15 protein-coding genes are annotated in these 12969 nt (G+C 40.1%); 5 read left to right on the forward strand and 10 right to left on the reverse strand.

Translation table 11 applies throughout. The features are described from left to right. Window positions 1–8: 8 nt before the first annotated feature. The 8 genes from ACPPVU_RS24040 to rplM all read right to left on the reverse strand — a co-directional run bounded on the left by ACPPVU_RS24040 (window position 9) and on the right by rplM (window position 7271). On the reverse strand, window positions 9–1772 hold the full coding sequence (locus ACPPVU_RS24040; RefSeq protein WP_426669278.1) for an ABC transporter ATP-binding protein: 1764 nt from the start codon (window positions 1770–1772) through the stop codon (window positions 9–11). 72 nt (window positions 1773–1844) lie between these two features. Continuing rightward, window positions 1845–2408 (reverse strand): ribosome recycling factor, encoded by a 564-nt coding sequence (gene frr / locus ACPPVU_RS24045; protein ID WP_426669279.1) that lies wholly within the window; start codon window positions 2406–2408, stop codon window positions 1845–1847. A gap of 145 nt (window positions 2409–2553) precedes the next feature. Then, window positions 2554–3258: a UMP kinase gene (gene pyrH, locus ACPPVU_RS24050; RefSeq protein ID WP_426669280.1), complete on the reverse strand. Its 705-nt coding sequence runs from the start codon at window positions 3256–3258 to the stop codon at window positions 2554–2556. A gap of 55 nt (window positions 3259–3313) precedes the next feature. Further along, window positions 3314–4423 (reverse strand): N-acetylglucosamine-6-phosphate deacetylase, encoded by a 1110-nt coding sequence (gene nagA / locus ACPPVU_RS24055; RefSeq protein ID WP_426669281.1) that lies wholly within the window; start codon window positions 4421–4423, stop codon window positions 3314–3316. A gap of 170 nt (window positions 4424–4593) precedes the next feature. Beyond that, window positions 4594–5445, reverse strand: coding sequence for a translation elongation factor Ts (gene tsf / locus ACPPVU_RS24060; RefSeq protein WP_426669282.1), 852 nt, complete (start codon window positions 5443–5445; stop codon window positions 4594–4596). 88 nt (window positions 5446–5533) lie between these two features. Next, the gene (rpsB, locus tag ACPPVU_RS24065) at window positions 5534–6400 is read right to left on the reverse strand and encodes a 30S ribosomal protein S2 (RefSeq protein ID WP_426669283.1); all 867 of its coding nucleotides are present in this window, start codon (window positions 6398–6400) and stop codon (window positions 5534–5536) included. Between the two features lie 21 nt (window positions 6401–6421). Beyond that, complete coding sequence (rpsI, locus tag ACPPVU_RS24070) at window positions 6422–6808, reverse strand: 30S ribosomal protein S9 (RefSeq protein WP_426669284.1); 387 nt, start codon at window positions 6806–6808, stop codon at window positions 6422–6424. Between the two features lie 25 nt (window positions 6809–6833). Continuing rightward, on the reverse strand, window positions 6834–7271 hold the full coding sequence (rplM, locus tag ACPPVU_RS24075) for a 50S ribosomal protein L13 (RefSeq protein WP_426669285.1): 438 nt from the start codon (window positions 7269–7271) through the stop codon (window positions 6834–6836). Window positions 7272–7550: 279 nt separating this feature from the next. Here rplM and ACPPVU_RS24080 point away from each other — a divergent pair, with 279 nt between their 5' ends. Beyond that, window positions 7551–7979, forward strand: coding sequence for a hypothetical protein (locus tag ACPPVU_RS24080; RefSeq protein WP_426669286.1), 429 nt, complete (start codon window positions 7551–7553; stop codon window positions 7977–7979). Window positions 7980–8112: 133 nt separating this feature from the next. Next, on the forward strand, window positions 8113–8250 hold the full coding sequence (locus tag ACPPVU_RS24085; RefSeq protein WP_426669287.1) for a hypothetical protein: 138 nt from the start codon (window positions 8113–8115) through the stop codon (window positions 8248–8250). A gap of 36 nt (window positions 8251–8286) precedes the next feature. On the opposite strand, the gene ACPPVU_RS24090 is transcribed toward ACPPVU_RS24085, so the two are convergent. After that, entirely contained in the window at window positions 8287–8550 is a 264-nt protein-coding gene (locus tag ACPPVU_RS24090; protein ID WP_426669288.1) for a hypothetical protein, read from the reverse strand. Between the two features lie 129 nt (window positions 8551–8679). Here ACPPVU_RS24090 and ACPPVU_RS24095 point away from each other — a divergent pair, with 129 nt between their 5' ends. After that, window positions 8680–9141: a MaoC family dehydratase gene (locus ACPPVU_RS24095; RefSeq protein ID WP_426669289.1), complete on the forward strand. Its 462-nt coding sequence runs from the start codon at window positions 8680–8682 to the stop codon at window positions 9139–9141. A gap of 107 nt (window positions 9142–9248) precedes the next feature. On the opposite strand, the gene ACPPVU_RS24100 is transcribed toward ACPPVU_RS24095, so the two are convergent. Then, a complete protein-coding gene (locus ACPPVU_RS24100; RefSeq protein WP_426669290.1) occupies window positions 9249–10079 on the reverse strand; it encodes a hypothetical protein in 831 nt (276 codons plus the stop codon). A 181-nt stretch (window positions 10080–10260) separates the two neighbouring features. On the opposite strand from ACPPVU_RS24100, the gene ACPPVU_RS24105 reads away from it, so the two are divergent. Next, a complete protein-coding gene (locus ACPPVU_RS24105; protein WP_426669291.1) occupies window positions 10261–11301 on the forward strand; it encodes an LLM class flavin-dependent oxidoreductase in 1041 nt (346 codons plus the stop codon). A 305-nt stretch (window positions 11302–11606) separates the two neighbouring features. Then, the gene (locus ACPPVU_RS24110) at window positions 11607–12863 is read left to right on the forward strand and encodes a pyridoxal phosphate-dependent aminotransferase (protein ID WP_426669292.1); all 1257 of its coding nucleotides are present in this window, start codon (window positions 11607–11609) and stop codon (window positions 12861–12863) included. Window positions 12864–12969: the final 106 nt, after the last annotated feature.

Genomic DNA, 12969 nt, shown 5'->3' on the forward strand with positions numbered 1-12969 from the left:
TTTTTTAATTAATACGTATCGGCAGTGATCTTCTCTCCGATCTGCTGCCGCCACATCGCATAATACAGGCCCTTTTGTAATAAGAGTTCTAAATGTTTGCCAGACTCAACTATATTTCCTTTTTCAAGGACATAAATCGTATCGGCATGCATAATGGTAGATAAACGGTGCGCTATTAAAATTGTTATATGATCTTTTAACACCGAAACGTCTCTTATAGTTTCAGTTATCTCTTCTTCAGTTATCGAATCGAGAGATGAGGTAGCTTCGTCAAAAACCAACAAATCTGGCCGGCGCAGTAATGCCCGTGCAATAGACAAACGTTGTTTTTCGCCACCGGAAACTTTTACGCCACCCTCGCCTATCACAGTATCCAAACCATTTGAGGCCCTGGCAAGCAAAGTCTGGCAAGCAGCGCGTTGCAAAGCCTGCATGCATTCTTCATCTGTAGCATCCGGGCGAACGAATAGTAAATTCTCACGGATAGTTCCTGAAAACAATTGGGTATCCTGTGTTACAAAACCAACTTTCTCACGAAGCTGATCCAAATCTATCTCCTTACTCGGCACATCGTTATATAAAATATCACCCTCTAAAGGCTGATATAATCCAACCAGCAATTTAACCAAAGTAGTTTTACCCGAACCTGATGGCCCTACAAAAGCCACCGTTTCACCAGTACGTGTTTCAAAACTGATATTATTTAAAGCATTACGATTTGCTGTCAAATGTTTGAAACTCACATTGCTGAAAGTGAGCCTTTCTAAATTTTCAATGATGAATGGATTCTCTGGCTTAGGATCAATTGGGGTACTCAATATATTCTTAAAATTTGCAAGTGATACTTCGGCTTCCCGCCATGATTGTATTACAGTACCCAATTCCTGCAAAGGATTGAAAAGGAAAAATGAGTAGAATAAAAACATGAGGTAACTACCCGGAGTCAGTGTTCCCTTAAAAATTAGTACCAGCAGTATTACCACCATTATACTCCTTACAAGATTGACAACCGTACCCTGAACAAAGCTCATGCTACGCACGTATTTCACTTTTGTAAGCTCCAGGTCGAGTATTTTGTAGGTGGTTTTATTTAACCTTTCTATTTCTTGTTTTGCAAGTCCAAGACTTTTTACCAGTTCAATATTTCTTAAAGATTCCGTAGTTGAACCGGCAAGCGCTGTAGTTTGCCCTACGATCCTCTTTTGTATAGTTTTTATTTGCTTACTCAGCGCCATACTAACCAGCATAATAACCGGCATTGCTCCTAAATAAACTAACGTAACCTGGTAGTTTATTTTTATGGATAGAACCATTACAAACACCATACCCACCAGGCTCACAAATAATACGCTGATAAACGAAGTGATAAATTTCTCACAATCTAAACGCACTTTTTGTAATATACCAAGGGTTTCGCCGCTACGCTGGTCCTCGAAAACCTGGTAAGGCAACTCAAGAGAATGCTTTAATCCGTCGGCATACATTTTAGCCCCGGTCTTTTGAACAATGATATTGGTAAAATAATCCTGGAAATTTTTTGCAATACGCGATACCATTGCGGCACCTATTGCCAAACCAACTAATCCAAGTGCTCCATAAAACCTATGATCGAAACTGGATGTACTATGATCAGTAGGAACAACATATTTATCGAATATATTCCTGGTAATCAAAGGATCAACTAAAGAAAATCCAATGTTAAAGGCTGCAAGAACAAGGGCCAATACAACAACCCAACGATGGGCAGATAGATATGATAAGAGTACTTTCATGACTTTGGCAAAAATAAAAAAAGGGAACGGCTTAAGTAGCTCATTCCCTTTAATTTGACATTGCCTTAATATTTAGACAGTCATGATATCTTTTTCCTTAGCTTCTGATAGCTGATCTACCTTCACTATAAACGAATCAGTTAGCTTCTGTATCTCTCCTTCGCCTGTTTTCATTTCGTCTTCAGAAACGCCTTCTGATTTTAGTTTTCTAATCTTTTCATTAGCTTCCTTGCGGATATTGCGAATGGCGACCTTGCCGGTTTCTGCCTCTGCTTTTGCTTTTTTTACCAAATCACGACGACGTTCTTCTGTTAAAGGCGGAACATTGATACGAATGATCACCCCATCGTTTTGCGGATTAACACCCAGGTTGGCTTCCATAATGGCTTTTTCAATACCACTTAATAAGGATTTTTCCCATGGCTGTATCACAATGGTACGGGCATCAGGAGTATTTACGCTGCCTACCTGGTTAAGCGGGGTTGGGCTGCCATAGTAATCAACCATAATATCATCCAGCATGCTTGGGCTTGCCTTGCCGGCACGGATCTTTTGCAATTCGCCATCGCAATGGTCAATTGCTTTTTCCATTAAGCCCCTGGCGTCACTAACTTGTTTTTTAATGAGTTCGCTCATCGTTTCATTTTTTTGTGTACAAAAATAAAAATTTAGCTCAGAAACAGATACAAGAAACAAGAGTCAGGAGTCAAGAGTTATAAAAAATTTCAACTCTTAAAAAAATGATCTTAATTCTTGATTCTTATGTCTTGATTCCTTCTTATTATTTTACCAGGGTTCCTATTTTTTCGCCCTTAGCTATTTTCATAAAATTGCCGGGTTTGTTCATATCAAACACAATGATCGGCAATTTATTTTCCTGGCAAAGTGTAATGGCTGTCATATCCATTACATTTAAGCCCTTGTCATATACTTCCTGGAAACTGATCTCATCATAACGGGTCGCAGTTGGATCTTTCTCCGGATCGGCAGTATAGATACCATCAACTCGCGTACCTTTCAAAACAACGTCGGCCTTAATTTCAATGGCACGCAGTGACGCTGCGGTATCTGTAGTAAAATAAGGATTACCAGTACCGGCACCAAATATCACGATCTTTCCTACTTCCAGGTGGTGCATTGCACGACGACGGATATAAGGCTCACATATCTGTTCCATCTTAATTGCCGACTGCAGGCGGGTTTCAACGCCGATACTTTCCAGTGCATTTTGGAGGGCCATACAGTTGATCACAGTGGCCAGCATACCCATATAATCTGCCTGTGCACGTTCCATTCCTGATTTCTCAGCACTTAATCCTCTGAAAATATTACCGCCCCCCACAACCACAGCGATCTCAATACCCGCGTCATAAACGCCTTTGATATCATGTGCATATTGTAAAACCTGGTTATTATCGATGCCGTATTGCCTCTCGCCCATCAGCGACTCGCCGCTTAGTTTCAATAGAATCCTCTTGTATTTCATACGGTGTAGTTTGCCAAAAGTATTAATTTAAATCCAGTGTTAAAATAGTGTTAGTTTAACCCACCTGTTTTCCGGCCAAAAATGTTTTTTTAACGGTATAAGTATCATCAAACACGATCAGGTCCGCATCATAACCAGCTTCAATTTTTCCTTTATTTAATCTTGCTAATTGCGCAGGATACAAAGATGCCATATTAATTGCTTCGGGCAGGTCAACACCAATATGTTTCACACCGTTTTCTACTGCTTTCAGCATGGTAAGGCATGATCCCGATAAAGTACCATCAGGCATAACATATCTGTCAACCTTAAACTGATGCTGATACGGCCCATGATTAGTTTCAGTAACGGCATCAGTTATAAAAAAAAGTTTGTCACCAAGTTCCCGTTTAGCCAGCCTTGCCATTACAAAATCTACGTGGATGCCATCAGGAACAATACTGGTATAGGGCTTCTCTTCAAAAATAGCAGGAATGTAACCTGGTTCGCGATGATGCATTTGCGGCATAGCATTATATATATGGGTAACTGCTTTGATTGGGTTGTTTAAAAACGATTTACCCTGTTGGTAAGTAGCATTACTATGCCCTGACGACAGGATCACACCATGGTCATTTAGGTAATCGATCACTTCCTTGTCTTGTAACTCTGGCGCAATGGTCATCATCGTGATCACGCCATCTCCCATTTCAATCCACTTCTGTACAAGGTCCAACGATGCTTTTTTGATATATTCTCTGTGATGAGCACCATTACGTACCGGGTTTAAAAACGGGCCTTCCAGATGCAGACCTAAAAAGTTACCCCTGCGATTTTCACGGTAATCCTTTGCTACTTTAATGGTTTGCTCGATTACACTATCCGTGTTAGTCGAAATTGTAGCAAAAAAACCTGTGGTTCCTTGTTTAAGCAGGTCGCCCTCCATTTGTAACAACGTGGCTGATTCTGTATCAATACTGAGCAACTTACCTCCGCTGCCATAGATCTGCAGGTCGATCAAACCAGGTGCAACGAAAGCACCATTCAGATCGATCTTCTCGGCACCTTGTGGGATTGCATTATCTGCTACTATATTTAATATTTTCCCGTTTGAAACTAAAACGGCTTTACCTCTGGTGATCTGGCCATCAGAGATAATCTGGAGGTTGTGAAGTGCTGTTGTCATGGCTACAAATTAATGCATTTATCGTAGAGACGCAATACATTGCGTCTTAAAGATTATGCTTACCCAATATTTGTAGAGACACAATATTTTGTGTCTCTACAAATATTGGGTCTCTACGAAATGTATTCGCAAAAAAAATCCCCACCGATAATTCGGTGGGGATTTAATAATTAAGCTCCTAAAGCTACCCGCTTAAATGCGGTAACGGTTAATCCTTTATCAACCGTGCTCAAAAACTGAGCAACACTTTTTGATGGGTCCTTTACAAACTCCTGGTTCAACAGGGTTGAGTCCTTGTAGAATTTGTTGAGTTTACCAATAGATATCTTTTCAACCATTTCTTCTGGTTTGCCTTCAGCACGGATCTGCTCTTTAGCAATTTCCAACTCACGTTGAACTGTAGTAGCATCAACACCGTCCTTGTCAACAGCAACTGGGTTCATGGCAGCAATTTGCATAGCTACGTCTTTTCCTGCTTCTTCAACACCGGCAACATTAGCGGTCAAAGCAACTAATACGCCTAAACGATAGTTACCGTGAATGTAAGCAACTACTTTTTCGCCTTCAATAACTTCATATTTTGATACGCCGATCTTCTCACCGATCTTACCTGTTTTATCGATAGTAGCTTCACCAATAGTAACGCGGCTATTCTCAACATCAATAGATAATTTATTCAGAGCTTCGATATCAGCAGGATTCTGCTCAACAGCTTCGTTAGCGATCGCGTTAGCAAAAGCAATAAACTCAGCATTCTTAGCTACGAAATCAGTTTCGCAGTTAAGCTCGATAATTACACCACGTTTGCCATCAGCAGATGTACGTGCAATTACAACACCTTCGTTAGACTCACGGTCCTGACGGCTTGCAGCTACCTTAGCGCCTTTTTTTCTTAAAAAATCAATTGCAGCTTCGAAATCACCGTTTGTTTCGGTCAAAGCTTTTTTGCAATCCATCATACCTGCACCTGTTTGCTGGCGCAGTTTATTTACATCAGATGCCGTTATTTGTAATGTAGACATTTTAATATGTTTTAAATGTTGTAGAAGTTGCAAAGGTTGCAGGGGTTATAAAACTTTTACAACCTCTGCAACCCTTACAACCAAAATATTACTCTTCTGTTTTTTCAGCAGCAGGTGCAGCCGGAGCTTCAGTTTCTGCTTCAGCAGTTACTCTTTTTCTTTTGCCACCTTCGGCAGGTGCAGCAGCGGCAGCAGCTTCTGGCTTAGCTGTATCAGCTTTTGCTTTTGCAGCAGCAGCTTCTTTTTCAGCTTCGTCTTCTTTCTCGCGTTTGCGCTCATCCAAGCCTTCTTCTATCGCTTTGATGATGATACCGGTGATCAATGAAATTGATTTGGTAGCGTCATCATTCGCAGGGATAGGGAAATCAATATTTGACGGATCAGAGTTGGTATCTACCATTGCAAAAGTTGGGATATTCAACTTTAATGCTTCTGAAACCGCAATGTGTTCTTTCTTCACGTCGATCAGGAACAATGCAGCCGGTAAACGGTTAAGATCCGCGATACCACCTAACAATGTTTCTAATTTGATACGCTCACGTTGTATCATCAGTCTTTCTTTTTTAGAAAGGTTGCTGTAAGTACCGTCTTTAGTCAATTTATCGATGTTTGACATCTTTTTGATCGACTTACGTACAGTAGCGAAGTTAGTTAACATACCACCTAACCAACGTTCGGTTACGAAAGGCATGTTTACTCCTTTTGCATATTCAGCTACGATATCTTTCGCTTGTTTCTTTGTAGCTACGAATAATACCTTACGGCCTGATTTTACAATTTGTTTTATAGCTGAAGCAGCTTCTTCAACCTTAGTTAAGGTTTTGTTTAGATCGATAATGTGGATACCGTTGCGCTCCATAAAAATGTACTGTGACATTTTTGGGTCCCATTTGCGGGTAAGGTGACCAAAGTGTACACCTGCATCCAGTAAATCCTGATATGTTGTTCTTGCCATTGTTGTTGTCCTCCTTGATGATTAACGTTTACTGAATTGGAATCTCTTGCGTGCTTTCTTGCGTCCTGGTTTTTTACGCTCAACCATACGGTCATCGCGGGTCATTAAACCTTTGGCGCGCAGTGCAGGTTTCTTTTCAGCATCCAGTTCAACAATAGCTTTAGCAATCGCTAAACGAACGGCTTCTGCCTGTCCTTTTACACCACCACCTGCAACATTTACTTTAACATCAAATTTACCTGTTGAGCCAGAAACCTCTGTCGACTGGGTAACGATGTATTGTAATGGTAAGGTAGGGAAGTACTCTTTGTAATCTTTACCGTTTACGGTAATGGCACCATTGCCGTCGCTCAAATAGATGCGGGCAACAGCGGTTTTTCTTCTGCCTGAAGTGTTAGTTGTTGGCATTTCTTTTCTCTTTTTAAATTAACAGTTAAATGGCTTTAGGGTTTTGTGCTGCATGAGGATGCTCGGCGCCTGCATAAACATGCAGGTTACCAAATAAGGCGCGGCCCAAACGATTTTTAGGTAACATACCACGAACGGCTTTTTCAACCACTCTTGTAGGATGCTTTGCCATTAACTCCTTAGGAGAAATGAAACGCTGACCACCTGGATAACCAGTGTAAGAAACATACTGCTTGTCGCTGAATTTGTTTCCGGTCAGTTTTACCTTGTCTGCATTAATAACTATTACATTATCGCCGCAGTCTACGTGTGGGGTGAACCCTGGCTTGTGTTTTCCTCTAATGATCATTGCGATCTTAGAAGACAAGCGCCCCAAAATCTCGCCTTGAGCGTCAACAACAACCCATTCCTTGTTAACGGTCTTTTTATTGGCTGAGACAGTTTTGTAACTTAACGTATTCACTTGCTTTTATTTAAATTTATTAAACGTTTATTATACCCCGCATTTTCGGGACTGCAAAGATACGGTAATTTGTTTAATTGTCAAGGGATTTGTGAGGTTAGTTGATTAAGTTGGATTGGTTGATTAGGCGGTAGGCTTATATGACCACTCAAAGCAAAAGCGTTTCACTTGTTTCATTGTTTCAAACCTGCAACGACTGAAATAGATGAAACATACTTTGTTTATGCTAAATTGTAATAGCAAAAGGGGGAAATTCAGATTTTTATGTAATTTAAGGACATGCATTCGACACCCCAAAATATCCTATCATCTTTCGTAATATTGCTTATTGCTGTATCCCTTTTATCTTTCATTCAGTACGCTAATGTCCATACCGATGGCGTTTATCAATCAAAGCCTCATCAAACTGGCAACGAACATTCTCCTTATGTCTATCATTACTTGCGTTTTTTCCCTAATGGGAAAGTTATTTCAATTGCCAGTCCTGGTAAGCCAGAAGACATAAAAAAATGGTTTGCTGATACCAACAAATATGTCAGCAAGGGCATTTATAAAATTAATGGGAACCAGATAAATTTTCAGTGTATATCTCAGCAAGGAAAGGTAAATTACAGAGGTGAAATTTTGGTGGGCAGCCTGATACTTCACGTACATAGCTATTTTAATACAAATCATAGTACAGACGAGTTTCAGTTTGTACATGATTGATTCTCTTACTGCCTGATGTTATCATTAACAAATAACTATTGCACATCCACACCAATCTGAGTAAATTTGTCTATGGCATTTAGGCCGGCAGATTGAATAATCCCCAAAAATAAAGTTATAGCTTGTTGAACACATGCCTGATACATTTTCCGTTGACGACCTGGTAGATCGGGTTTTGATTTTGGAGAAAATCGAAAAGGCGCAAAAGGAAATTGAAAACGGCGAGGGAATGGATTGGGAAGATTTCAAAAAAGAGATGGACAAGTGGTGATTTTTTATCCTATACTTATATTCTGAAAATTCTGATTCAAACGGTTGAACGCTTCGCCCGCTGTTTCTTTAATTCTTCAAAATATTTTTCTACTTCGTCAATAGTATACCCTTTATCAATTCCTGCTTCATATCTTCTGACACGCCCATCCAATTCAGCGACAAATTCCCTATCCTCTGACCAATCATATGGCTCATTGACAATCTGATCTTCAAGTATTGTATAGATAGCTTTGATCTGCTTATCATCAGCTGCACTGATATAATCGTGTAATCTTTCTCTGATTGCTGCGACAGTCATAATTAAATGCTCAGATCAAATTTAGCCATAAAATTCTTATCATCGTTGATTGATTTTATAATCCCCTTCAGTTTATTAATTTTACCCCATTACTAATGTTCCTCATCACTCAAGCACAATAACCGATATATGATCATCATTAAAAACTACGTCGAATTTGAATCTCATCTAGGTCAAGAACTTGGCGTATCCGACTGGCATACCATCACTCAGCAACAGATAGATAAATTTGCTGATGCAACCATCGATCATCAATGGATACACACCGATACCGAAAAGGCTAAAAATGAAGGCCCTTTTGGGGGAACTATTGCGCATGGCTACTTAACGGTATCGTTGTTGCCGTACTTTTGGCACCAGATAGCTGATGTACAAAACCTGAAGATGCAGATCAATTATGCTATTGACAGCATTAAATTCGGGCAACCCGTACTGGTAGATACTCGGGTAAGATTAAAAGCAAGGCTTGCAGCTATCGTAAACTTAAGAGGGATTACAAAAGCCACTATAGGTGTTGAAATGGAAATTGAAGGACAGAAAAAACCTGCTTATACCGGTGAGGTAGTTTTTCTATATCATTTTAATGGGTAATTCTTGATATTTTGAATCCCTTCCGTCTTCTACGCAACAGAGTTTATTTACATTGCTAATGGCTATTGTGTCTAATATTTTTTAAAAAAAATTCGCCTCCAAAATGTCTAGTTCGAAGTAACTAAAGTTGGATCAAAAACAATTCCTTTTCCGTTTTTATAGGTTTGCTTAACGCGAATTCCCCCATTAGAAAGTTTTATTAAATCGATTAATGTCGTATAGCTTCTAACATGTCTTGCTGTCCAAGTTACTTCAAATGCAAATTCAATAGTATCCCTATTTTCAGGAAAAGGGAACTTGTAAATTTCTTTTGAATAATCAGCAGCAAGCAAATGTTTGTTATGACTCCCTATTGCCGAGATGCTTCGTTCCGTATTTGTAAAATCAATAGGGTTCCAAAAGGTGTAGTGAATGTTGTAAATAGGAACATCACCCCTATTAGAAATATAGAATTGTGAAATAACTAACTTAAATAGTTTACGATTTAAGTCTGAAAATTCCTCAAAATTCGCTTCCGCTGTCAGCAGCGGAATGTTATCTCCACCAGTGATATACTTATTAACGCTATCTTGATATTTACTGTTTTTGTTATAGATAAAGCTAAAATTATATAATGTCGTAAGCATCTTATGATTTTCCGAAGAAATATTCCTAACGCTATCCCTTAGTGACTGGTTTTGTCTAAAGAGGTTGGCAGATATCTTGCGAGATTCCAGGAGCTCTCTTTGGTGTTGAGTGGTCTCCAAACCCGCTTTTTTATTGGTTTCCAAACCCGAATATACTTGTAGATATAATCCAAGAAAAGCTGAAAAGCACACCATTAAAACGACTCCCTTTTCCCATTTGCTTCTTTTTTCATGTGGGTTAATTTTAAACCAAGAAAAGACTGCTGAACCAGTATATAATAGGAAGGAAAGAATTATAAAAGTCCAAGACATAAGGGATAGTTTCAATAAATATAATACTTTTTCGTAGTCTGATGATGCTCAATTTTCGAACTCCCAAGTAAGCTTAAAATGCAGTATAATAAAAAATACCTGTGCGTTTATCAAAATTCCTCCCCAAATCTTTACAATCGCTCAACAACCCCTTCTGTACTTTTGTGTTTTATATTGATCTATGGACACAAAGAATATCCGCCTCAGCGTATTGGACCAATCCCCGGTACGTAAGGGCGTTACTGCTGAACAGGCTGTTAAAGAAACAGCCGAATTAGCTAAATATACTGACCAGCTTGGTTACACCCGTTTCTGGATATCAGAACATCATAATACAGGTTCATTGGCAGGGTCTACGCCCGAAGTACTTTTAGCCTACCTGGGCAGTCAAACCAAAAACATACGCATAGGCTCTGGCGGGGTGATGATGCCTAATCATAGCGCCCTAAAAGTAGCTGAAAACTTCAGGATGCTGGAAGCACTATTCCCTGGCCGGGTTGACCTGGGTATGGGTCGGGCGCCAGGTACAGATAGGCTGACCGCAGCCATGCTTAACCCCTCTAACCAATTCAGGGAGCAGGATTTTATTGAACAACTGTACGACCTGATCAACTATTTTCACGATCGTGGTGATCCGGGCACCCCCTTATCTAAAATTAGGGCTATACCACAGGTACAAACTGTTCCGGATATGTGGTTATTAAGTTCAAGTGGCGAAAGCGGTTTGTTTGCCGCGCATTTTGGAATGGGTTTATCATTTGCACACTTTATCAACCCCATCGGCGGACCAGCGGCAGTTGCCATGTATAGGGAACGTTTCAAACCATCAGAAGACCAGGCTGAACCTGCTGCCAGCGTAGCTATTTTTGTTTATTGTTCTGAAGATGAAGAAAGCATACGTCGCCACCAGGCTTTAATGGATTTCCGCTTTAACCAGTTTGAGCAGGGTAAGGGATTATCGCCTGTAGGCTATGAAGATATCAAAAATGTTACATACACTGTAAATGAGCAGGAACGCATTATGCATAATCGTAAACGGGTAATTACCGGCAATCCGCAGGAAATGAAAGAGAAGCTAACCCGTTTAGCTTACGAATATGCTGTTGATGAGATCATTGCGGTAACTATTACTGAGAGTTTTGAGGACAGGTTGAATTCTTACAAACTACTGGCAGAGCAGTTTGGGTTAGTGATCAGCGATCAGAGATCAGTGATTAGTTAATATACAGGGTTATTTCTTATATTGGTGTATTAAAAAACTGGTCAAGTCTTTAGTCATAAGTCAATTTTATGCTTTTCTGACTCAAGACTCTGGACTAAACGTCAGTTCTTAATTGACACGACACTAGTCTCTATCATCTCTTTTATCAGCTTGATTAATAATAGCCCTTACAAGGTACTTCATTTTTCCTTTTTGCCACGACGCTATTCTGAATCATCACATCAAGCCAAAAGTGACAATCAGGCTATTAAATCTTCAAATTAAAATCTGCACATTTGCACTTCAAAAATTTGCACATTAATACCATGACTATTTCCGTATTGGCCCAGAATTTAAGGGGTTCTGAAATTATAAGAATCGCAGGCGAGATCAATGAACTAAAAAGACAGGGGCAAAACATCGACAACCTGACCATCGGCGATTTTGATGCGAACATCTATCCTATTCCCCAACCTTTAAAAGAAGGTATTGTTGATGCTTATAATGCCAATCAAACCAACTACCCTCCTGCCGACGGTATGCTCAACCTGCGCGAAAGCGTTTCGGACTTTATTAAAGAGCGGTATAATTTAGATTATAATACTAACCAGATATTGATCTCCGGTGGTTCAAGACCGTTGATCTACTCTATCTATCTTGCTGTGGTAAACCCGGGCGAAAAGGTTGTTTTCCCGGCACCATCATGGAACAATAACCACTACTGTGATTTGCTGAGTGCCGAAGCCGTGATCGTGCAAACCAGGCCTGAGCATAATTTTATGCCTACGGCTGATGATATTCGTCCGCATTTAAAAGGTGCTGCTTTGCTTGCGCTTTGTTCGCCATTAAACCCTACGGGAACCATGTTCACCAAAAAGGATTTGGAAGAAATATGCGACCTTGTTATTGCCGAAAATAAAACCCGTGCAGCAGGCGAGAAACCATTGTACATACTTTACGATCAGATATACTCACAATTAACCTTTGGTGAGCATGAGCATGTTAACCCGGTTTCTTTACGTCCCGAACTTAAAGACTTCGTGATATTTGTTGATGGGGCGTCTAAATGCTTTGCTTCAACAGGTGTGCGCGTGGGCTGGGGATTCGGGCCGACAGACATTGTCAATAACATGAAAGCCATTGTAGGCCATATGGGCGCATGGGCGCCAAAGGCCGAGCAGGTGGCTATGGCCAAATTCATGAAAGAAGAAGATAAGGTAAACAGCTATCTTAACTGGTTAAAAACGAACATTCAAAATAGCCTCAATACTTTGCACGAAGGTTTCCAGCAGTTAAAGGCAGAAGGCTTTAATGTGGATTCTATTGAGCCGATGGGCGCGATATACCTCACTTTAAAAGTGGACTATACCGGCAAAACCACACCGGATGGCACACTGCTAAAAACATCCGCAGATATCAACTTCTATTTAATTAAAGAAGCAAAAGTAGCTTTTGTACCATTCTCGGCATTCGGCACCGGGGATGATGTTAACTGGTTCAGGGCATCGGTAGGTGCAAGCACTTTGCAGGACATTCAAAATCTGATACCAAGGATTAAGGAAGCGCTGGCTAAGTTGAAATAGGTTTTGTTTAGTGAAACAAGTAAACGACTTGTATGTTGGGGGTAGTGTGTTAGTTTTAATTTATTTTCATGCTTGACACTTAGTTATTGACCAAATTATTTATGTG

The organism is Mucilaginibacter sp. McL0603 (assembly GCF_049992945.1).
Taxonomy (GTDB): Bacteria; Bacteroidota; Bacteroidia; order Sphingobacteriales; family Sphingobacteriaceae; genus Mucilaginibacter.

Coding starts and splice junctions, on each gene's coding strand:
- ACPPVU_RS24080 (WP_426669286.1), top strand. CDS start 7,551: ATGCATTCGACACCCCAAAATATCCTATCATCTTTCGTAATATTGCTT.
- ACPPVU_RS24105 (WP_426669291.1), top strand. CDS start 10,261: ATGGACACAAAGAATATCCGCCTCAGCGTATTGGACCAATCCCCGGTA.
- rpsI (WP_426669284.1), bottom strand. CDS start 6,808: ATGCCAACAACTAACACTTCAGGCAGAAGAAAAACCGCTGTTGCCCGC.
- ACPPVU_RS24090 (WP_426669288.1), bottom strand. CDS start 8,550: ATGACTGTCGCAGCAATCAGAGAAAGATTACACGATTATATCAGTGCA.
- rpsB (WP_426669283.1), bottom strand. CDS start 6,400: ATGGCAAGAACAACATATCAGGATTTACTGGATGCAGGTGTACACTTT.
- ACPPVU_RS24095 (WP_426669289.1), top strand. CDS start 8,680: ATGATCATCATTAAAAACTACGTCGAATTTGAATCTCATCTAGGTCAA.
- ACPPVU_RS24100 (WP_426669290.1), bottom strand. CDS start 10,079: ATGTCTTGGACTTTTATAATTCTTTCCTTCCTATTATATACTGGTTCA.
- ACPPVU_RS24085 (WP_426669287.1), top strand. CDS start 8,113: ATGCCTGATACATTTTCCGTTGACGACCTGGTAGATCGGGTTTTGATT.
- ACPPVU_RS24040 (WP_426669278.1), bottom strand. CDS start 1,772: ATGAAAGTACTCTTATCATATCTATCTGCCCATCGTTGGGTTGTTGTA.
- tsf (WP_426669282.1), bottom strand. CDS start 5,445: ATGTCTACATTACAAATAACGGCATCTGATGTAAATAAACTGCGCCAG.
- ACPPVU_RS24110 (WP_426669292.1), top strand. CDS start 11,607: ATGACTATTTCCGTATTGGCCCAGAATTTAAGGGGTTCTGAAATTATA.
- pyrH (WP_426669280.1), bottom strand. CDS start 3,258: ATGAAATACAAGAGGATTCTATTGAAACTAAGCGGCGAGTCGCTGATG.
- nagA (WP_426669281.1), bottom strand. CDS start 4,423: ATGACAACAGCACTTCACAACCTCCAGATTATCTCTGATGGCCAGATC.
- frr (WP_426669279.1), bottom strand. CDS start 2,408: ATGAGCGAACTCATTAAAAAACAAGTTAGTGACGCCAGGGGCTTAATG.